The organism is Kiloniella litopenaei (assembly GCF_000982415.1).
GTDB classification, from domain to species: domain Bacteria; phylum Pseudomonadota; class Alphaproteobacteria; order Kiloniellales; family Kiloniellaceae; genus Kiloniella; species Kiloniella litopenaei.
In genome coordinates, this window is record NZ_LANI01000002.1 from 130,798 (window position 1) to 150,277 (window position 19,480).

The window sequence follows — 19,480 nt, forward strand, 5'->3', positions numbered from 1 at the left end:
GTAAGGGAAAAATGTCTGTTCGTCCTGCTTTTCAACTGGGAAAGTACAAAATCGAGGCTGGAACCCGGCAAACCGTGGATCTGCCTGTCAGTACTCTCTCGGATCACACGCCAGTTTCCATGTCCGTCCATGTAATCCACGGCAAGAAACCGGGGCCGACGCTGTTTGTCAGCGCCGCCATACACGGTGACGAGGTTATCGGCGTCGAAGTCGTCAGGCGCCTGCTTCGTACTACAGGCTTAAATAAACTGCGGGGAACTCTGCTGGCGATACCCATCGTCAATTCTTTTGGTTTTATGAACCATTCCCGATACTTGCCGGACAGACGCGATTTAAACAGATCTTTTCCGGGTTCATCCAAAGGATCATTGGCCGCGCGCCTTGCAGATATTTTCATGAACGAAATTGTTGCTCATTCTGATGTCGGTATAGATCTCCATTCCGCCTCATTCCATCGAACCAACCTGCCCCAGATCCGCCTGACGCCTTCAAAGCCGGAAACCATGGCATTGGCCAAAGCCTTTGCTGCGCCCCTTATTCTAACATCAAAAATCCGCCCGAACTCTCTGCGACAAGCGGCACAGGAAAAAGGTGTTGATATTTTGGTTTATGAGGCTGGTGAAGGCTTGCGGTTCGACGAAATGGCCGCGCGTGTTGGAACTGCCGGTATTATTCGGGTCATGCGCCATTTGGAAATGCTCCCCGCGAAAAGCTCTGCCAAGGCAAGGGTCGACCCGATCATATCATCATCCAGTTCATGGGTACGCAGCCCCGCGGGCGGTTTGTTACGTATGTTCAAAAGCACAGGTGAAGAAGTCAAAAAAGGTGACATACTGGGGATGGTTTCCGATCCGTTCGGTGAAATAGAAACCGAAGTTATTGCAGATGTCGAAGGGTTGATTATTGGTCGGACAAACCTGCCCGTTATCAATGAAGGTGACGGTCTGGTCCACATTGCAAAGGTCAACCGCAAAATCGACACCACCGCAACCATCGACAGCATGACAACCCAATTAGAACAAGACCCCTTGTTCGACGAGGATGAAATTATCTAAGGATTCTTAGGCTTGATCCCGTATGACGGTCAATTGATCAGTACCTTTAACGCGACATCCTGTGTTATCACAAGATACTTTTTGCCCTTTGGCATTTGTAATACCTGCCGATATTTCAGGAAAAACAATCCATCCGGTTCGCCACACTTTTGTGATCTGCTCAAAGAACCCCTGAGTCAGGGGGAAAGCGGCAAAATCTGTGTCGAACAAACCCCCGGTTAGCTCTAAATTCTGAACCAAAGTACAAATCACCATTGCATCCCCTTTGAAAGAGGCGCAAGCTAAAGAAAATTTCAACCCGGCATCTGCCGTCGGGTTTTGTCTGTGCAGTTCATCCCCGCAGACCATTTTGTTCATATGCCCACACTGGCGCCTGTACCGGTTCTTGCCATTCTCTGATCAGAACCATCCTTGCCAAGACCCTTGCTTTGCCGGAATCTTAATTCCCTCTGGCAGCTAAAGATCTGACATTGCTCATCTTAACAGGACGTCACCAGCCCTGTCCTGTACGGAACAGGCCCTCTATCACGCGTTATAGAGGTGGGAAAATAAAGGATTTTGTCACGATGCAGTTCGTTCCAGAACGCATAACAACATACTGGCTGGAAGACCTTCTTCCTGAATTTTCAGGACGGTGGAATTCTATACCGGGCAATGTGCGCGGGGCCATTCTCGTTATCCTTGCCACGCTGAGCGGCTCTGTCATGGGCGCAATGATCAAGGTTGTGGGGCAACGCGTCCCCGTATTTGAAATCCTCTTTATTCGTCAGCTTTTTGCCCTGTTAATGGTCGCCCCAATTATCATCAAATCAGGGACCTCGGCCTTAAAGACCACTGTTTGGAAACTTTATCTTGTACGCGGGGCCTTTTCTTTTATCGCCATGAGCGCAGGCTTTACCGCCGTCGTTTATATGCCCCTGGCCGAAGTCACCGCCATTGGCTTTGTCCGAACCCTTTTCACCACATTACTTGCAATTGTTTTCCTGCGCGAAGTTGTAGGTATTCGCCGCTGGTCGGTAACAATTATTGGTTTTATCGGCGTGCTGGTGATTATTCGCCCCGACACAGGCGAATTTAACATTTATGCCATTCTGGCGGTGATCTCGGCCTTTTTTGTTGCCGCTATTATGATTATCCTGCGCAAGGTGTCACAGATCGACAAGCCATCAACCATCATGGTTTACCAGTCCCTCCTTGTAACACTTTTTATGGCTGGCCCTGCGTGGTGGTATTGGACAACACCCACCCTGAGCGAAGTCTTGCTGATTATCCTGATCGCCCTGTTACTGTCTGCCATGCAATGGTTTTACATACAGGCCTATCGCGTGGCAGAGGCCGTGACAGTCGCACAGGTCGAATACGTACGCCTTCTCTTCGCCACCGGGATCGGCATTCTCTTTTTCGCAGAGATCCCCACCCTCTGGACCCTGCTGGGCGCCAGCATCATCGTTGGCTCAACCTTCTACACCGTCCACCGTTCCGCCGTACGCAAAAAAGAACGCGAAGCAAAAGAGGAAAGTTGAAGCAAACAGAAAATTCCTTTCACTATTTTGTAACGGGCGCGCTATTGGTGCCTTGCTTATGGTGCTTTGAATGCAGGGATTAATTTTTTGATAGTTATGTTTAAGACACATTGTGATAAACATAGCTAAGCTTATGATACACTTATCAAACACCTGCCAAGGCATGAGATAGCGACATGAATGAACATATCCTGATATCTTACGATTTTGACGGCAAGGGTGGTGGCAAAGAGGTACTTGATACTGATGTCATCAGCCAGAAGTTACGGGATGACAAACTTGCGTGGATACATCTGGATTTAAACCACCCCGATACACAGCCCTGGCTGGAAAAAGAGATCGCCTATCTAGACCCCTTTATTGTCGATAGCCTCACCGCCGAAGAAACCCGCCCCCGGATTACAGAAATCGACGAAGGGGCACTGGTAATTTTACGCGGGGTCAACCTGCATGAAAATGCCGACCCGACCGACATGATCTCTATCCGTTTATGGATTGATGCCCACCGCATCATCAGTGTCCAAAAAAGACAGCTTAAAGCAGTTCAGGACATCCAAGAAAAAATCAAACACGGCAAAGGCCCCAAAAGTGCCGGACAGTTTATTTCTCTTTTAATCGCACGTCTGTCAGAACGCATGGAACCAATCCTGATTGATCTGGACGAACAGGTTGATAATCTGGAAGAGGTCATCATGGAAAAGGCTGATAAATCCTTGCGTGAAACCGTCGTTAATATTCGCAAACAGATCATCATGCTTCGACGCTATATCTCTCCGCAACGCGATGCCATTCTTCAACTGCGCGGGTCGGATCTTGGCTGGCTCAGTAACGAAGACAAACGCCGGGTACAGGAAAGTTATAACCACGTTACACGTTTTGTCGAAGACCTCGATGCTCTGCGTGAAAGGGCACAGGTTATCAAGGACGAGCTTATCAACAGCCTGTCAGATAAGTTGAATAAAAACATGTATACCCTGTCCGTTATCGCGGCGATCTTTATGCCGCTGGGCTTTTTAACCGGACTATTGGGAATAAATGTCGGGGGGATACCCGGCGGCGGAGACGAAAACGCCTTTTGGCTGTTCAGTGGACTTTTGATTTTAATCGTCTCTATACAGATTTACATATTCAAGAAGCTTAAATGGTTTTGATGAAACCCCGGGCTAAGCACCATTATCAGCCTTATGATTGCACCCAGCTAACTAAGCTTGCCAGCAACTGTTTTTAAAGTCTTTTGAAAAAGAAAACTATAAAGCACTGGAATTACACCACCATAGATAATAATATACCCTTATCGTTCAATCCTGATAAGAGGCTGCCGCGTGGGTTACAAACTGGATTTTAAGAACCTGGAATGCTGTATAGTAGATGATGAGCCCTTTATCCAACGCATCGTAAAATCTATTCTAACGTCTTTAGGCGTGCGGGATATCCGCATGGCTGGCGATGGTGCCGGTGGGTACAAATTACTAAAAAGAAAACCCGCAGACCTTATTTTCATCGACTGGACGATGAAACCTATCTCGGGCATAGATCTTGTCAAAAAAATCCGTTCCTCTGACGATCAGAACATTGCCAATATACCGATTATTATGCTGACAGCACATTCGGAACGCGAATACGTAGAGCAAGCAGTTCAGGCGGGTGCGAACGACTATCTGGTTAAACCCGTATCACCAAAACTCTTGCGCCAACGTATCGAAGGAATCTTCAAAAACCGACTGCCCTTAAGCGAAGAAACCAGACGCACGAAACCCAAACCCCTAAAGGCAAAACCGGAAGAAACAGAAGAAGACGATTTCTTTGAAATCTCTGTAAAAGAAGAATAGATAGCTGTCTGAATAAAACTTGGTCTCACGATGGCCAGACTTGCTATTTTTCAGAACACTATTCAGACCGGACATAATTCGGGCCTATATCTGTCGCCAAGACCTATATCTCTCACCAAGAAATGAGTGAAAAACGACCAGAGAGAAATAAACTCCCTGGTCGTTTATTATAAGCAACAAGTATTACCCCTGTGACAAGTACACCTGTTTAACTCTATTCTACCATGCCAAGGGATTTCAGGAATTCGTGTTCCGTCATGCGGGGGTGATCACCTGCAAAGTTGTATCCGGCTGGCTTACTGTCGATATAGATTTCATTGGCAAGTGAAAAGCCGTCATTTTTATCAAAGGCCCCCGCCCATACAACTGTCATGCTGCCGTCGCGCAAGCGATAGAAAAGGTGTGTTCCGCAGTTCTGGCAAAATCCCCGCTCAGCCCAATCTGAAGATACATATGACTTTACATTATCTTCATTTTCAAATTCCATGCCCTCAACATGAATAGCCATGGTTGGACCACCCGACCATTTACGACAAGTTCCGCAATGACACACCCCGTGGTCACCACCAACACCCGTTGCCGTAAACTTCACTGCCCCACACAAACACCCCCCGGTCTTTGTTTGACGGTCATCATTCTGGGCTTGCCCATTATCATGTGTTGCATCTGACATAATTTTCCCCTTCTGGTTCACATAACGGCCGTTCTTTTTTGGCTAGGCGCCGACCACAACAACAGCCTTCATAATATATGACGAATATAAACACCCCCTACTGACAACATTATGTCAGTAGGTTTCTTATCCTTAAAATTTACCAGATATCTGCCCAGAGTATCCCCAAAAACATGTGAACCAGAAACATGTGTTTCAGAGATATATGTTCCAGAAATATATGTTTCGGCAGCTATAACAACTATGGGGGTTAGAAACTGCGAAACTCTCGCCCAAAAACCACAAACTTAAACAATATGTCCCCAAAAACAGCCACAACTTCCATAGATATCTAACCGATTCCACACATAGCTAACAAAAAAACGACACCATAATGTGGAATTAATGGCATTGCATACAATATAAATCACCTGACAACGCCACAAATATCACATTTGAATCAATTAACTAAAAAACACAGCCCACACCCTATAAGAGCATAGCTTCTTTTCACGTTTTTTTCACTCCACATTAATATGAAAAAAGTGTTCAATACACCCACGCAAGCAACTGATCCCGATTTTTGAAGCGCTCGCACTGCGCACCATCTATTTCAGAAATCGGGATTTGCTTTTCCGCTGAAATGCTATTCTTTAACTGCCCCAGTTTATGGTGCGGGCTATTCTGTGATCTTTTTTCCAATCGATCTTTTTTTACTGCTTTTTTATTCTGTATAGCCGGGGTCAGACAAACCCAAGCCAACGCCCCCTTCAATTTTGCGCCTTGCTGTATGCTCTTACAGAGCTTATCAGCAAAGCATCCAACGGGCCTTCAAACAGAAAATCCTTAGATGCCTTCAGCGTGATATTTTTTTCACGTTCTTTTCACTCACACCTTTCCGAGCAATTAGGTTTAAATACTCATGCAAGCAACTTCCCCCGGATTGACAATGCGTTTTATTGCACCACGCCTGTTAGTTCGGGGGTCGTATTAGGTTATATATTCAACCTTTTTATCCCTGGCTTTGTTTGCACATACTTTGTTGCTCGCTGATATAGCAACTTTTTCAGTACACCACCGATATTATTGATCGGTACACCCTGTATTGCCTTACCCAGCCGGCATTTATGTGCCAGCCTTTTTGGCTCTTGTTGATTTTGTTAGGGGGACAATTTCAACAGGAGTCATTTTTTTATCTGTTTTCTTGGTTTTCCCGCCCTGACATCCTTGTCACGACATGAACCCCGACATATACGAAGAAAATTCATCCCTAATTCATAGGTATTAAAATCATAGGCACAAAAAAAGCCCGGAACAAAAACTGTCGCGGGCTTTTTTGAAATATAAAGCGATTAGAAACTAAGCCGCAGCCATCCGTTTTTGAATTTGGTGTGCATCTTCTTCCAGACCGATTTTCCAATAGGCCGATACATATGTATCTTCCTTTGGTATCCCCCGTTCTTGATACAGATGGGTACGCAGTTCTTTCACGACACCGGACTCTCCGGCAACAAAAACACTGGGATAACCGGGGCGCCAGCGCATTTTGCGGATGAAATCACTTTGCTGATAACTTCTTTGCGCAGGATTAGCGTGAACCAGCCAATGGATATCAATACCCGCGGGTGCATCAATCTCTTGTTTATCTTCTTCGGATGTTACTTCGAAAACGGCCGTTCCAACAGCATCTTTTGGCAACGCTTCCAGCGCCGCCGCCGCCGCGGGTATTGCCGTCATATCCGCCGCAAGCAAAAACCAGTCTGCATCCAGATAGGTCATCTTCTTGGGACCTGGCCCAAAAAGGCCGATATAGTCCCCCGGCAAAGCAGCCTGTGCCCAATTACTCGCGGGGCCACCATCGCCGTGGATCACAAAATCAATGTCCAATTCGTTTTCCTCTACCCGATGCTGACGAACGGTATAGGTCCGCATTACCGGGCGCTGGCCATCAACAATCCGAGAAACAAATTCAGCCGGGTCGATATCCCCTTGCGGGATCAAAACTTTTACATGTGCCCCTTCCTGATCTTCGGGAAAGCCCTGTAGTCCGACGCCACCAAGTGTTACACGCAACATATGCGGCGTCAGCTGTTCCTTTCGAACAACAGTCAAAATTCTTGGTGGTTTACGCTTACTCATTTAATCCCCCATTCAGCAAGGTGACTATACCCATCAATTTGTTCATTGACTGCCAGTAACGGTAAAAGTCTTTTAACGGTAAAAGTCTTTGCGAGCCCTTTTACGCCATTACCAGCGCGGGTATATCTACAGGGAATATAAGACGTAATTATGACAATGCAATGCGAATCATTCTTAATTAGAAAATTTTTCTAATAACAAATTGTTTTTTAATGGAAATTTATTTTATTATATTTAGAAGTTTTACATAGAGAGAAGCACTCTATTCAACAGAGCAGCCAAAAAATAACCCCGAGATCACGGACCAGGTCAAGATATTTTCGCCCCATGGCTGTAATACATTCCAAGTTTACCGCGCTTGCCATACCAGATAGCGCCCCCAAAAAGCCGCTTGACATCCAACATATTTCTGGCTGATTTCGGGATGACTTTGATGCTTACTTTCCCGTGACAGGAAATTAAATCCTACAGGCGTTTATACATATAGGTTGTGGGATCAAACCTTGTTTTATCATGCGCATCCCGACAAAAATCCGGGATAACACCCGCGATTTCATACCCCAATTGACGATAAAGTGGTTCGGCATTATCCCCCGTGCGCGTATCCAGCGTAAGCAGGCTTTTTCCCCGCATTCTTGCCTGGGTTTCCAGTTCTGCCATTAATGCCTTGGCAATACCGCGTTTTCTAAACAGAGGTGATACCAACAGCTTGGAAACATCTGCCCGGTGGCTTTGATTTGGCATCGTACTGCAACATAGCTGGACCGTACCAATAACCTGTTCCCCCACAATATAAACCATCAAAAGAGTCTGACAGGACACAACCCCGGGGCGAACATGATTGCGCCAGAACTGCAAACTGTCCTCTTTTGAAAAAGGCAATACAAACCCGACACTGGCACCATCCAGAACACAGGCGTGCAGCAAATCCGCAAGCTCCCCAATTCGGGCATCAAAACCTGTGCTATCAAGACACAGAATTACTTCTCTATTTTTCATACTTTTATATACCATTCAAAAGATATCATTCGCTTATTGCCCTAACTGATTACCCAACTGATTACCCAACTGATTACCCAACTGATTACAGGGCCAACTGATTAATGGGCCAACAACCAATCATCCGTTAATCCGGTAACAAAACGGCACCTACAAAATGACAAGTGTATAGAAAGCCCCCTTTTTATGATGGGCGCGAAACCGATTTGGCCCTTGTAACTTATATCGCAGACAATCCCCCTGTCGCAGGACATAAGACTGCCCGTTCACAGTCATCTCAAGCTCGCCTTCTCTCAGCACAAGGTGATGCTCCAAAGCCCTTTGGGGTGCGTTATCTTTTGGGACAGCGGGATAGTCAATTTCAGTTCCAGGCTGCAACCGACATTCAAGTACTTCACACCCCAAGCTCGCCGAGGGTGGTGAGACAGAGCGGCGCTCAAAGCCCGTATCCTTATCATTCCAAAGCGTCTGATCATCCCGCCGAACCAACGGAAGAAAATCATCCTCAACCATAATCATCAAACGCGACATGGTCATGCCATAGGCGGCACACAACCGCCCCAATACAGCGGTCGTAGGGCTAACGTCCCCCTTTTCCATACGCGACAGCGTTGCGCGACTGACATTACTCTGATCTGCAAGCTGATCCAAAGACCACCCCTTCTCAACGCGCAATGTCTTTAAACGTGCGGCTAGAACTTTGTCCTTTTGCCTTTCTATACCTTCTCTCATGTAAGAGAATTATTCCCAAAAAAGAGAAACGTCAAGACTTCAGAGGAAAACAGACACACCTGTTTTATACAGTAGATTTAACCCTCAAGCGGAAACTCTGATATACTCACACCAAGATCGAACCTGAACCCTTTCAAGGTGCCATAACAAGACACAGATTTCAGGTCTTCCAAAGGAGAAAAGAGAAAGACACAACGCAATCCCAATACCTTTCCACAACAGGATTAATTGAAAAAAACAAATGATCCCCTCACCACGCCCCCTTTTCGCCCTCTGTTTTGTCCTGCATTTCATTCTGCTGTCCGGTGTCCTTTTGTTTATTTCCCCCACAGCCATTGCAGGCAGTTACGAAGACGGCATAGCGGCTTATCGCGCCGGTAAATACAATCAGGCGATAGAACTTCTGACCAAAGCTGGCGAGGACGGACATGCAAAGGCCCAATATTATCTCAGCGTCCTTTACGAGGGTGGTTCAGGAATAGACAAGGATATGCAGGCCTCTCTCAAATGGCTTCAGCGTGCAGCAGAGGGTGGCATGGTCGAAGCACAACGTAACCTGGGGGCTTTTTATCACGATGACATAGATAATCCCGACGACGACCTTGATCAGGCGATTTATTGGTATCAACGCGCCGCAAGTCAGGGCGATTTAACCGGGCAATTAAGATTGGGTATTTTGCTGGATCGGGAAAAGAATACCACGCACTATCATCGCGAAGCCATTCGCTGGTACTTGCTGGCTGCCCGACAAGGCGTCGCCCAGGCGCAATACAATTTGGGCATGATGCACAGCCTCGGCCGAGGAACCCCCGTCAACCCTGACAAGGCCCTGGACTGGTTCTTCAAGGCCGCAAAGCAACGATATACCAATGCCATGATTACCATCGGCGAACAGTATCTATCGGGCAAAGGGGTCGATGTGTCGCTTGTTGAGGCCTATAAATGGTTTCACCTTGCCGATATAAACGGGCACGAAACCGCCGCAAAAAGGATGAAAGAAATTGCCACGGAACTGACCAGCGAAGAAATCAGACAGGCCGAACACTTGGCCGGTGTATGGCTGTCAGAAAACTAAATCCAGATGGTTCCGGGTTATAGCAACATCAGGCTGCCACCGCTTTACGACTGACCATGTACATAAAGATCCTTGCGATAAACAAAGATCATTTGCCACGTAGTTTCATTTCAAAACTGGTGCGGTCGCGTTGAATTTCTTCCAGTACATCCCGCTTGGCGTTTTCCCGGTCGTCGTGTTTGCCGCTCCAGATAATCAGCTCAATTAATATCGGGGCAAGGTCATAGCCTTTGTCCGTGAGGTTATAGACAAAGCTGCGGCGGTTTTCGGGGTCTCTTTTTTTCTCGACAATGCCATTGCTCTCAAGGTGCTTGAGTCGATCAATGAGGATATTGGTCGCGATTCCCTCCTCGGCCTGCAAAAACTCACTATAAGTTCGTTTGCCCCCCAGCATGATTTCGCGGATGACCAGCAAAGTCCAGCGATCCCCAAAGGTATCAAGCCCGAATGCCACGGGACATCCGGAACTGCGTATCTTGTTTTCAGTCTTCATTTCAGCATCGTAAAAAAATAACTTGCTTTATGCAATACGTAACGCTAACAATTTACGTATTGCAATTTGCAAGCTAATATGGAGTATAACAAAATGCCAATCACACTTACCCTTACAAAAGGGGTTCTACCCGCTGGACAGGAAGCAGAAGCCATTTCAAAAATCACCGAATCTTTCCTTAGACATCACGGTCTGGGCGGAAACACGGTCATGACACCGAATGTAACTGCACATGTTGTCTTTGTTGAAAAAGGACACTCCTTTGCAGGCGGGAAGCCAGTCGATGGAGCATGGGTCGAAACCAGAACGCCGTCTTTCGCCCTCGCCGATCATGAGGTGCAAACCGCCTTCTTCGGCGAAGCAACACAAATTCTGCATGATCTTTCCGGCGGAACCCTCTCCAAGGACCGGATCTGGTCAAACGGCGTCCACGCCGTTGACGGCACCTGGAACATGGACGGTATCGCCATGAGCAATAACGCTCTGGGCGAAGCAATCTCGGCAGGTTAAGGGCCGGGGCCCCTAAACCAGCCCCAAGCTGAACAGGTGTGACAGGGCAGTCCCTGTCCTGTCACACCCCTGTTTCATCCCTGTCCCTTACCCAAAGACGTCAACTCAACGGGCCAACAAAAGCGGGCAACAAAAAAGAAACTTTCGCCAGGAAGATATAAGGAAGATATCATGCAAACCTACTCAGCATCGCCCCCAAAAACGGGCCTCTTACCGACAACTATTCTGCACACCATGATCCGCGTTCGCGATCTTGACAGATCGGTCGCCTTTTACCGCGACGCCCTCGGCATGACCGAATTCAGGCGCGAAGACTATCCCGAAGGGCAATTCACCCTGTCGTTCATGGGCTATAGCAAAGCCACAACAATCGAACTGACATACAACTACGCCCCTGTCGAATACACGCACGGTTCCGGCTTTGGCCACATCGCGCTTGCCGTGTCCAATATCAATGCCGCCTGTGAACGCCTGACCTCCATGGGCGTAGAAATCAGCCGCCAGCCCGGCCCCATGACCTATCGTGCCAGCAATGGCAACCGAGATGTCATCGCCTTCATTTCAGATCCTGACGGCTACCAGATTGAACTCATAGAAGACAGCAGAGGCTAAATCCTCCGCCACAGGAAAACCAACTTATCTCTTCAGACACCAAGGAGTACGCCATGCCATTCGTTCGCATCCATCACCCCTCAGGAAACGATCCGCTTTACCCCACCGCCCTCAGCAAAGGGGTACACCGCGCATTGGTCGATGTCTTTGGCATTCCACAGGATGACTATTTTCAGGCTCTCACATCGCACAACGCTGGCACTGAACTGATAGGCCCCGCAGAGTTTATGGGCATCACACACTCGGACGATCTCGTCATTATCCAGATCACCTGTGCCGAAGGCAGAACAACCGAACAGAAAAAAGCACTTTACGAAGCCATTGCTGAAAACGTCAGTAATGATGCCGGGGTCCCGAGAGACGACGTGATCATTAATCTGGTCGAAACCAAACGGGAAAACTGGTCATTTGGCAATGGCCATGCGCCCTTTGCCTGACGTAAAATTTCAAGAACAGAAACCACTTGAACAAACACGACCTTTTACCAAGATGACAGACAGAGGCTGACAACAGCAATGAGTAATAGAGGCAGTATCTGAACGGATAAGAAAGGCCTTGGCTGTTGCCGCTTATACCAAAGGCAGGTCGCGGGAAGAGATCAGGGAAACATTTGGCATATCAAGTCAATCAATAACAAATCTATTACGAAACAGCTCTCGCCCAACAAAAGACCTGACACGATAACAAGTGGTCAACTAACGCTTGTTTTGCCCAATGTTATCGGTGCGCATTTTAAACACCTTGCCGCCGCGGATAACCGTGCGGTCCTGCCCACGGCGCGAGGTAACAGACAAACGCTGTCGCCAGTTTGCAACGGTTTGCGGGGATGTTCCAACCTGCCTCGCGATTTCACGATCAGACCAGTTTGTTCGCTCTGGGTCGGTCAGGTAGGCGGTTATTGCTTCCCGTTTTTGAGCATTGGTCAGCCTGGGTTCATCACCGGCTTCGCGCAACAGACGGGTTTCTAACGCCTCTACCCGTGCCTGCAAGGCCGCAATTTCATCATCGCGACTTTCGATCAGACCTTGCGCCCAACTCCCCCACTGTTCCATTTGGGCGACACTTTGGCGCAAACTCTCTTGCAGGGTCTCGAATTGCCCTTTTGATTTGGTCAAATCGCCCCTTTTGTTACCACTTGTTTTTGCTGACGCAGATCCGCCATCTTTTCCTTTGGAAGCCATTGTTCTGATCTATACGCCTTGTTTAAGCTTCCGCTCGCAGGCCCATCGCCCGCTCCAATGCGTTAAGTTCGGTTTCGTCGTTTCCCACTTCTGAAACCACTGCCATCACCTGATGACGATCTTCCAGTTTCGCCCAACGGTATTCCTTTCCGATAGACCTGTCTTTACCACCAACAAACTGAAAAGCTGTCTGTTCGACCGTATCTGTCACCCTTCTGGATGATCGCACTCTGGTGACATCATCACTGCGGGCGCCCCCCTTACGACGATCAATTCTGGAAGAACGAACCTGCTGTGGAGATCGCTGGCTTGTACCCGCAGTCTCTTTCATCCGTTGACGCAACGAAGCCTTTGGACCAACACCTGTTTCCTTTTCAAAAGCTTGATATTGCGCCAATTGCGCCGTCAACTTTTCAACCTCTTCCTTTCGGTTCAAGGCCTCTTCCATCTGCACGGCATGAGCTTTGCGCAGTCCGGTCAATTCCCCCTCCTGAGCATGACGCCTTGCCTGCTCGTTCTGGATAATTGCGGATTTTTCTTCCACCGACTGACGTAATGCGGCGACCTGCAGCTCATGCCGCGCAAGGGACCATCGTAGAGATTCAAGTTCCTGCTCCAGCCTTTGCACCCGGGTTGTATCAACCTCTTGTACAGGTTCTTGAGCAGCCCCTTGAGAACTGGAGATCCCCACCTTTAGCTCTCGAAAGCTAATATCTGCACCAGCGAGCATATGTTTTGCTCGTCCCAGAGCGGCAAGAGCCTCTCCTTCGACGGCTGAGTCCAGCAAAGCCAAAACCTTCTCAAACCGATGCAAATCCAGTTGCGATCTCTTCACGATGTCCCCCTGCAGAGCGTTTGTACACTCATCTATATAATTTATTAGATGATATTATTTATTATCATTTAATTAATCAACTATAAAATTTGATAGATGAGCAAAAAAAGCAACAAGATCAATATGCAACAACTGAGAACTCACCGAAATTCCTTTGAAACCCCTTTGAAATCCTAACGAGATGCGCATAAGAAAATTTGATCAGGAAATTATATCCGGGGAAAAAATCACCCGGAATTTCACCCGGAATTTCACCGGAAAAATCACGGGACTGATCAGGGATTTTTTTTATAAAAGACAATAAATCGAGAAAACCCGCCCCAAATAACTGTCCACTCATGCAAAATTGGACAGTTAAGTAAGGTCAGTTATATTTGGGCTTTTATATTTGGGCTTTTGACATTCTGATCCGTCATTTTTTAACCGAAACCCAACAGGGTCTTGGATAGATATTAATCAGACGTGTCGTCAAAACATCTCTGTATTGTCCTGTGTGTCTGATGGTTTGGAAGGTTGAATCAGGTCAGGATAAAGCACGTCGAGGGGCCGTAATTAGCCACATAAGGTGGTAGCCGGGCTGATTTTTTGGGGATGAGTCACAGGGAATGAGCCACAGGGGATAGGCAGCATCAATTCCGCCCAATTCAATTTTATTGCCGTCGTACCTATTCAGTAAGCCGTCGTTATTCTACGGGAACCAGAAGGGTTCGTTCCTCTTCGGGTACAGGCTGTTCATAACAATCCACATTGGCAAGGGAACGATAGCAATAGGTCGTTGGCTGGGGTTTTGAAACAACAACCACTTCTTCTTTCTGAAATACATTTTGCCCGCACCCGGATAGCGTCACGATCACCAACAGAGTAAAAAAGGATTGAACAATACGCATCATAAGTTCCCTTGTTTTCATAAAATAACCTGCCCTGATTATCCCTTACAAGAACCACGCCAGTTTACGCCATCCGCAGCCAAAGACAAAAAATGGTAACAATACCCCTGTTTCATTTTGCTAAAATACACACTAACCATTTGAATAGTAACCATAAAATATGACGATAAATAACTTATTAACCCTTTAATGCCATTATTCCTATAGTCGTAAAACAAACGGACCTTTTCGTCCCAGCAGGCATAAACACGGGGTGCCATCGGCAAAAAACACCAGAATGGTTCTGGTATTGCCCGATACACAAGATACGTCCCGAACCAGTCTGCGTGGATTAACTGGCTCGCAGAAGCCTTTGTTAAATTGAGGTGCCAATGATTGATGAAGATGAAGAGTTTGAGCATATAGAAAGCTCTCTTGATGATCTGAGCCACGCGGAATTTTTGATGATCTATCGCGAGGCCGGAAATAATCTTCTTTTTGCCAAGCGCCAGCAATGGCAGGCCCTTGCCTATCTCAGCCTGGCTTTTGTTGCGATATATTTTCTGGCAAAGGCCAATGCCTATGATGCCAAGTTCATCAACTACCTGATTGCCAGCTCTCTTATCCTTACCGTATTCGCGGTTGCATCTGAAATTTTTCTCCAGTTTTGGCAAATCAACGAAAAACGTAAAATTCGTGAGATATCGAAACATCTGTCAACGTCAACCCAACGGGTGCGCGCCCTCAAATCCCGGGGGGAATCAAACGCACACCGCTACACCATGCTTTTTATGCTTATGGCCTATATCCTGATGGCACAGATTGCGCTTTTACGCGTGTTGTGGAACATGGCGAATTGATCGCTCCTTTTCCCATTCCATTTCCCAACCGCCAAGGCCCGCCTGTACCCCCCAAGAACTGCCCTCAACAAGGAATTCAAACCCTTGAAAGCAGAGAGATTAAATGCCTTCATCGCCGATCATATTATAATAAAGCACATAAAATCATGAATGAATTTTTTCTTCTTGAGATTTAGGTATAGCGACTAAGTATGAATTTATTGCGTCTTCAAGTTTTTCACGTTCACCACTTCCTGTTGTAGAAAACCGCAACAACCGAATGCCTAACTTCTTAAATACAGTATTTTTACATTCGTCCCGCTCTGACTGTTTATCGTTAAGATCATGATATTGATATCCATCGACTTCAATAGCTAAGAACGGTATTTTGTCGAGTTTGTTATACAACAATAAATCCACATGACTGTGGGGATGTAATACAAACTCTTTTTCACGATCGGTAAATTTACTGAAATCTTTTACTAATAAGTTAAGTGAATAATTTATCTTATACGCGAATGAGCTATATCGCTCATCACTCAAAATACCCTCAAGTAAAGCTATCATTAAATTTTCAGAAGTGAACTTGGAGATTTTCTTAACTCTTTTGGAGAAATCTTTCAAAACATCTGAATAGTCAGCATACAGACAATCAAAAATGGAAACCGTTTTGCTCTCAAAAACACTATCTGACACCGATTGATATTCAATATGCCGGATCAAGTCGCCAATATTAGATCCCTGCTCTTTAAAGATATTACCTGATGTGACCACAATAAATTGTCGCTTAGCGCGTGACACCGCCACATTAAGTAAATTGGGATCATCGACAAATTTATTAAGACTATTCGATACGGTACTAAGAATAATCGTATCCTTTTCTCTCCCCTGATACTTATAAACAGTATCGATTTGCACCTTATTAGCTGAAAAATTTTGCCTCGCTCTATCTGCTTGTGCACGATAAGGTGTGGCAATTCCAATGAGATCCGGCCTTTTTTGACTTAATTCAGAATTAAGTATTTCATTTTCGATAACATCTAATTCTCTTTGATTAAAAAGACTTTTATCGTCACTGGGTTTACGTGCATGATTACCGGGGGCTGTTTTAAATACCTTAAACGGTTCACCAACTGCTTCCGTCATGATCACGAGTTGGCCGCCGTAAAATTTTTGATTACAAAAATCAATAATCTTGGGATGGCAACGATAATGCTCTTTAAGTAGCGTTAGAGGTACAGAACCACTAAATACAGTATTTAGTGAAGATAAAAGGTTATGATACAGATAACTATACCCAGGCTGAACATCAAATACCCGGTCAATATCTTCATTAACTAATTCCGCCGGGATATGAGGTAACTGTTTCAAGTCCCCTACAGCTACAATATTTTTAGCACAGGACATAGCTAAAAAGCCTGAAACCAAATCCACTTGTGAAGCTTCATCAACAATCAAATAATCAAATATTTCGTGCGGAGATTTATTATTAATAATAGAATCCGTTGTACTCAGTACAACAGGAAATCGTTCTAAAAACTTGGGGAACACGTTCTTGTACGAGTTAACATGAAATTGTTTTTTGCCACCATTTTCTTTGTAGTACCTTGAAATATATCCTTTGAATATTCGAAGAGAGAGCTCTTTATATTCTGTTAGCAATGAATCAAAATTCTGCCTATCAAGTGAAGCTTTCAAAAACTGCTTTTGGCGACTTAACTCTTCTGTTTTTTGAAAATAATATCTTCCAATAATTCCTTTTATAAGATCATCATTAATATTTTCTAAGTCTTTGAATTTAAATATTCTGTATTTATAAAACCAGCTTAACTTAACAAGCCAACTTAAAGATTTATTCTGAGAACAATATTCCAACTCTGCCAAAAATTTTAACAAATCTGATATTAACCATTTATTTGCAAAAGACCATTTGCGAAGGTCAACCGATTTAACACCAAAGTGCCGCTTAAAGTGTTGCCGTTCTACCGAAAGCTTTTCTATCGCCTCTTGAACAAAGGCTAATTTGTTTTTATCACGAAGTAACTGACTTAACTGGCTATCCAAAAAGTTAAGCCTTGCCTTAAATTTTAAATTACTTTTGTCATCTAACGCCCAACTAGAAACATCGGGGATTGTACAATCAGTTGCAAAAAATTCATCTTGCAAATCCTTGTTTCCAAGCTTGGCTGTAATAAAATCAATGTCTTCGTTTTGCAATTTCTCATAGATATTTGCCGTTGCAGAATTATTTCCGGCAACAATTGCAACAGTCTTATCCTGAACAAATAAATTCGCGATAATATTCAAAATGGTTTGCGTTTTACCGGTACCTGGCGGCCCTTGAATTAAGCTAACCTGATTTTCAAGCGCATTAATAATTGCCTGACGCTGGGATAAATTAACTCCAAAAGGAAAAATGGGTGCTTCTTTTTGCTCGTAACTAAAAATTCCAGATTTATCGATAAATTTTTTAGCAACAGAATCTTTTCTGATAAATTCAAGCTTTTTATTATAATATATACTTAAGTGACGACTCTGGCTCTTAATAAGATCAGCTATATAGCGATAATATTCAACAAGACATTTTGTTTTATTCTCTTCCGAAACATTAATAATAATTTGAATGTTGTCGAATAGGTGATGATACGAATTACCATTACGAAACAAAACAATATACGGCCCAAATTTAAGCGCTGAATCCCACCGTTCGTAGTTACCATTCTCCATGCGAATAACAGATTGGCTAACATCGATTATTTTGGGTTTTTTGAAATATTGAACCTTGTCTTTGCCATAGGTATAGGATTTATTGTTTTTAAAGGTTATTATATATTTTTCTGAGCCTAAAACAGGTTTTTTGATCTTAATTATATCTTTTGTTTTATTTTCAAATTTCCCGTTTTTTTGCTTGGTCAATATAAGCGCTTGTTTCTCATTCATAACCCCTCCTAGCACCAAATGCGGTTCGTTCAGTCTAGGCCAGACTGAACAATGATAAAGCTCCAATTCATTACTTCAAATTACAAAGCCCCCCTGAATAGAAATTTCATAATTTGACCAAAAAATAAAATTTAGGGATACAAATACCCTATAAAAGTGTAAACTCTGATACTGAGACAGAATTATCCGCAAAGCAACGGAGTGTATCACTTGAAGCTATTGCCCCTGGTTCTACTCTTTTCTATCGTGCCGGCCATGGTGATGGCTGCACCCCTAAAGCTGGCTTTCCCAGAACATTACGCCCCGCTTGTCTGGACCGAAAATGGCAAGATGAAAGGTGCAGCCATTGATCTTCTGAACATCATATTCAGAAATAAGCTAGATGTGGAAACCCAGTACAATGGCTACCCTTGGTCCCGGGCACAGATAAATGTCGAAAAAGGGATAGCAGACGCTTTTGTCACCACCCCTACGCCCGAAAGGCTAACCTACACAACCTGTAGCACCGAACCTGTTTTCGATATCGACATCGTCATCTACACCTATTTAAATCACCCCAGACGCGATGAAATCCTGGCGGTCAGCACACCCCGTGATTTGCTAAAATTCATTCTGGTGGATTACAGGGGAAACGGCTGGCTCAAGAGCAGGTTGCCAGATGCCCGTGTTGTGTGGACCGACACTCTGGAGCAAACCTACAAACTACTGGCCAACAAACGTGCAGACATCATTGTTCGGGACACTGTCAATTTTGACTATCATGCTCGTGATCATCGCTACACAGATCGCATAGAGAAAACATCTGTGGTGGTCGATACGATCAATATCCACCTTTGCATTAACAAGACCTCGGAATATACCTCTATCTTGCCCGATTTTGACAGGGTCGTACGAGAGCTACGCAAAGAAGGTGTCATTGAATCGATTGTTAAAGATTATACCCATCCTTCAATCGCCCTGAACTAAAACCAGCGCACTTTGCCCAAAGCGGAATAATTTCCGAGCTAAATACTTCTCCAGAAGTATGTGCCCCAAAAGAACATTCCTTAACAAAATATCCCCTGATACAGAATAGTAAGGCCACCGCTTAGCCAAGGCACCTTATCAAGTTATGTACTCAAGGACTGAAAAGAAAGCTCGGCAGCCTTTCAAAGCAGGATGATCAAGCCAGGCATTAAAGCCCCAGACATTAAAGCCAGG

General features: G+C 45.2%; 20 protein-coding genes. 10 read left to right on the forward strand and 10 right to left on the reverse strand.

The window, feature by feature from the left end; translation table 11 throughout:
- The first annotated feature begins 11 nt into the window (after positions 1 to 11).
- Entirely contained in the window at positions 12 to 1,055 is a 1,044-nt protein-coding gene (locus tag WH95_RS02285; RefSeq protein WP_046502465.1) for a succinylglutamate desuccinylase/aspartoacylase family protein, read from the forward strand.
- 6 nt (positions 1,056 to 1,061) lie between these two features.
- On the opposite strand, the gene WH95_RS02290 is transcribed toward WH95_RS02285, so the two are convergent.
- Positions 1,062 to 1,412 (reverse strand): hypothetical protein, encoded by a 351-nt coding sequence (locus WH95_RS02290; protein WP_046502468.1) that lies wholly within the window; start codon positions 1,410 to 1,412, stop codon positions 1,062 to 1,064.
- 209 nt (positions 1,413 to 1,621) lie between these two features.
- Here WH95_RS02290 and WH95_RS02295 point away from each other — a divergent pair, with 209 nt between their 5' ends.
- The 3 genes from WH95_RS02295 (at position 1,622) to WH95_RS02305 (ending at position 4,407) form a co-directional block, all read left to right on the forward strand.
- Positions 1,622 to 2,578 (forward strand): DMT family transporter, encoded by a 957-nt coding sequence (locus tag WH95_RS02295; protein ID WP_046502471.1) that lies wholly within the window; start codon positions 1,622 to 1,624, stop codon positions 2,576 to 2,578.
- Positions 2,579 to 2,754: 176 nt separating this feature from the next.
- Positions 2,755 to 3,729: a zinc transporter ZntB gene (locus tag WH95_RS02300; protein ID WP_046502473.1), complete on the forward strand. Its 975-nt coding sequence runs from the start codon at positions 2,755 to 2,757 to the stop codon at positions 3,727 to 3,729.
- A gap of 171 nt (positions 3,730 to 3,900) precedes the next feature.
- A complete protein-coding gene (locus WH95_RS02305) occupies positions 3,901 to 4,407 on the forward strand; it encodes a response regulator (protein WP_157845865.1) in 507 nt (168 codons plus the stop codon).
- A 214-nt stretch (positions 4,408 to 4,621) separates the two neighbouring features.
- Here WH95_RS02305 and WH95_RS02310 read toward each other — a convergent pair whose 3' ends face one another.
- The 4 genes from WH95_RS02310 to WH95_RS02330 form a co-directional block, all read right to left on the reverse strand.
- Complete coding sequence (locus WH95_RS02310) at positions 4,622 to 5,080, reverse strand: GFA family protein (protein ID WP_046502475.1); 459 nt, start codon at positions 5,078 to 5,080, stop codon at positions 4,622 to 4,624.
- A 1,338-nt stretch (positions 5,081 to 6,418) separates the two neighbouring features.
- Entirely contained in the window at positions 6,419 to 7,198 is a 780-nt protein-coding gene (locus WH95_RS02320) for a siderophore-interacting protein (protein ID WP_046502481.1), read from the reverse strand.
- Positions 7,199 to 7,663: 465 nt separating this feature from the next.
- Positions 7,664 to 8,197 carry a GNAT family N-acetyltransferase gene (locus tag WH95_RS02325; protein ID WP_046503222.1) on the reverse strand — a complete coding sequence of 178 codons (534 nt, stop codon included), beginning with the start codon at positions 8,195 to 8,197 and terminating at the stop codon, positions 7,664 to 7,666.
- 150 nt (positions 8,198 to 8,347) lie between these two features.
- Complete coding sequence (locus WH95_RS02330) at positions 8,348 to 8,929, reverse strand: helix-turn-helix domain-containing protein (protein ID WP_046502485.1); 582 nt, start codon at positions 8,927 to 8,929, stop codon at positions 8,348 to 8,350.
- A 241-nt stretch (positions 8,930 to 9,170) separates the two neighbouring features.
- On the opposite strand from WH95_RS02330, the gene WH95_RS02335 reads away from it, so the two are divergent.
- Complete coding sequence (locus WH95_RS02335) at positions 9,171 to 10,004, forward strand: tetratricopeptide repeat protein (protein WP_052741722.1); 834 nt, start codon at positions 9,171 to 9,173, stop codon at positions 10,002 to 10,004.
- Between the two features lie 88 nt (positions 10,005 to 10,092).
- Here the strand turns inward: WH95_RS02335 and WH95_RS02340 are convergent, their stop codons facing one another.
- Positions 10,093 to 10,458, reverse strand: a complete 366-nt coding sequence (locus tag WH95_RS02340; RefSeq protein ID WP_204247677.1) for a winged helix-turn-helix transcriptional regulator — start codon at positions 10,456 to 10,458, stop codon at positions 10,093 to 10,095.
- A 132-nt stretch (positions 10,459 to 10,590) separates the two neighbouring features.
- On the opposite strand from WH95_RS02340, the gene WH95_RS02345 reads away from it, so the two are divergent.
- The 3 genes from WH95_RS02345 (at position 10,591) to WH95_RS02355 (ending at position 12,056) form a co-directional block, all read left to right on the forward strand.
- Positions 10,591 to 11,007, forward strand: a complete 417-nt coding sequence (locus WH95_RS02345; protein ID WP_046502490.1) for a 4-oxalocrotonate tautomerase — start codon at positions 10,591 to 10,593, stop codon at positions 11,005 to 11,007.
- 171 nt (positions 11,008 to 11,178) lie between these two features.
- The gene (gloA, locus tag WH95_RS02350) at positions 11,179 to 11,619 is read left to right on the forward strand and encodes a lactoylglutathione lyase (RefSeq protein ID WP_046502492.1); all 441 of its coding nucleotides are present in this window, start codon (positions 11,179 to 11,181) and stop codon (positions 11,617 to 11,619) included.
- A gap of 53 nt (positions 11,620 to 11,672) precedes the next feature.
- A complete protein-coding gene (locus WH95_RS02355) occupies positions 11,673 to 12,056 on the forward strand; it encodes a tautomerase family protein (protein WP_046502494.1) in 384 nt (127 codons plus the stop codon).
- 258 nt (positions 12,057 to 12,314) lie between these two features.
- On the opposite strand, the gene WH95_RS02360 is transcribed toward WH95_RS02355, so the two are convergent.
- From WH95_RS02360 to WH95_RS02375, 3 genes are all read right to left on the reverse strand, one after another.
- On the reverse strand, positions 12,315 to 12,800 hold the full coding sequence (locus WH95_RS02360; RefSeq protein ID WP_046502497.1) for a helix-turn-helix domain-containing protein: 486 nt from the start codon (positions 12,798 to 12,800) through the stop codon (positions 12,315 to 12,317).
- 22 nt (positions 12,801 to 12,822) lie between these two features.
- On the reverse strand, positions 12,823 to 13,635 hold the full coding sequence (locus WH95_RS02365) for a hypothetical protein (RefSeq protein ID WP_046502501.1): 813 nt from the start codon (positions 13,633 to 13,635) through the stop codon (positions 12,823 to 12,825).
- Positions 13,636 to 14,318: 683 nt separating this feature from the next.
- Entirely contained in the window at positions 14,319 to 14,543 is a 225-nt protein-coding gene (locus WH95_RS02375) for a hypothetical protein (RefSeq protein WP_046502506.1), read from the reverse strand.
- A 350-nt stretch (positions 14,544 to 14,893) separates the two neighbouring features.
- Here WH95_RS02375 and WH95_RS02385 point away from each other — a divergent pair, with 350 nt between their 5' ends.
- Positions 14,894 to 15,361: a hypothetical protein gene (locus tag WH95_RS02385; protein WP_046502513.1), complete on the forward strand. Its 468-nt coding sequence runs from the start codon at positions 14,894 to 14,896 to the stop codon at positions 15,359 to 15,361.
- Between the two features lie 144 nt (positions 15,362 to 15,505).
- Here WH95_RS02385 and WH95_RS02390 read toward each other — a convergent pair whose 3' ends face one another.
- Positions 15,506 to 18,280, reverse strand: a complete 2,775-nt coding sequence (locus tag WH95_RS02390) for an AAA domain-containing protein (protein WP_046502515.1) — start codon at positions 18,278 to 18,280, stop codon at positions 15,506 to 15,508.
- A 210-nt stretch (positions 18,281 to 18,490) separates the two neighbouring features.
- Between WH95_RS02390 and WH95_RS02395 the strand changes: the two genes are divergently transcribed.
- Positions 18,491 to 19,246 carry a substrate-binding periplasmic protein gene (locus WH95_RS02395; RefSeq protein ID WP_157845866.1) on the forward strand — a complete coding sequence of 252 codons (756 nt, stop codon included), beginning with the start codon at positions 18,491 to 18,493 and terminating at the stop codon, positions 19,244 to 19,246.
- Positions 19,247 to 19,480: the final 234 nt, after the last annotated feature.

Bases quoted from the DNA above. Each gene is read 5' to 3' on its own strand.
- WH95_RS02325 (WP_046503222.1), bottom strand. From the start codon at position 8,197: ATGAAAAATAGAGAAGTAATTCTGTGTCTTGATAGCACAGGTTTTGAT.
- WH95_RS02385 (WP_046502513.1), top strand. From the start codon at position 14,894: ATGATTGATGAAGATGAAGAGTTTGAGCATATAGAAAGCTCTCTTGAT.
- WH95_RS02390 (WP_046502515.1), bottom strand. From the start codon at position 18,280: ATGAATGAGAAACAAGCGCTTATATTGACCAAGCAAAAAAACGGGAAA.
- WH95_RS02360 (WP_046502497.1), bottom strand. From the start codon at position 12,800: ATGGCTTCCAAAGGAAAAGATGGCGGATCTGCGTCAGCAAAAACAAGT.
- WH95_RS02330 (WP_046502485.1), bottom strand. From the start codon at position 8,929: ATGAGAGAAGGTATAGAAAGGCAAAAGGACAAAGTTCTAGCCGCACGT.
- WH95_RS02300 (WP_046502473.1), top strand. From the start codon at position 2,755: ATGAATGAACATATCCTGATATCTTACGATTTTGACGGCAAGGGTGGT.
- WH95_RS02320 (WP_046502481.1), bottom strand. From the start codon at position 7,198: ATGAGTAAGCGTAAACCACCAAGAATTTTGACTGTTGTTCGAAAGGAA.
- WH95_RS02375 (WP_046502506.1), bottom strand. From the start codon at position 14,543: ATGAAAACAAGGGAACTTATGATGCGTATTGTTCAATCCTTTTTTACT.
- WH95_RS02335 (WP_052741722.1), top strand. From the start codon at position 9,171: ATGATCCCCTCACCACGCCCCCTTTTCGCCCTCTGTTTTGTCCTGCAT.
- gloA (WP_046502492.1), top strand. From the start codon at position 11,179: ATGCAAACCTACTCAGCATCGCCCCCAAAAACGGGCCTCTTACCGACA.
- WH95_RS02290 (WP_046502468.1), bottom strand. From the start codon at position 1,412: ATGAACAAAATGGTCTGCGGGGATGAACTGCACAGACAAAACCCGACG.
- WH95_RS02345 (WP_046502490.1), top strand. From the start codon at position 10,591: ATGCCAATCACACTTACCCTTACAAAAGGGGTTCTACCCGCTGGACAG.
- WH95_RS02355 (WP_046502494.1), top strand. From the start codon at position 11,673: ATGCCATTCGTTCGCATCCATCACCCCTCAGGAAACGATCCGCTTTAC.
- WH95_RS02295 (WP_046502471.1), top strand. From the start codon at position 1,622: ATGCAGTTCGTTCCAGAACGCATAACAACATACTGGCTGGAAGACCTT.
- WH95_RS02285 (WP_046502465.1), top strand. From the start codon at position 12: ATGTCTGTTCGTCCTGCTTTTCAACTGGGAAAGTACAAAATCGAGGCT.
- WH95_RS02310 (WP_046502475.1), bottom strand. From the start codon at position 5,080: ATGTCAGATGCAACACATGATAATGGGCAAGCCCAGAATGATGACCGT.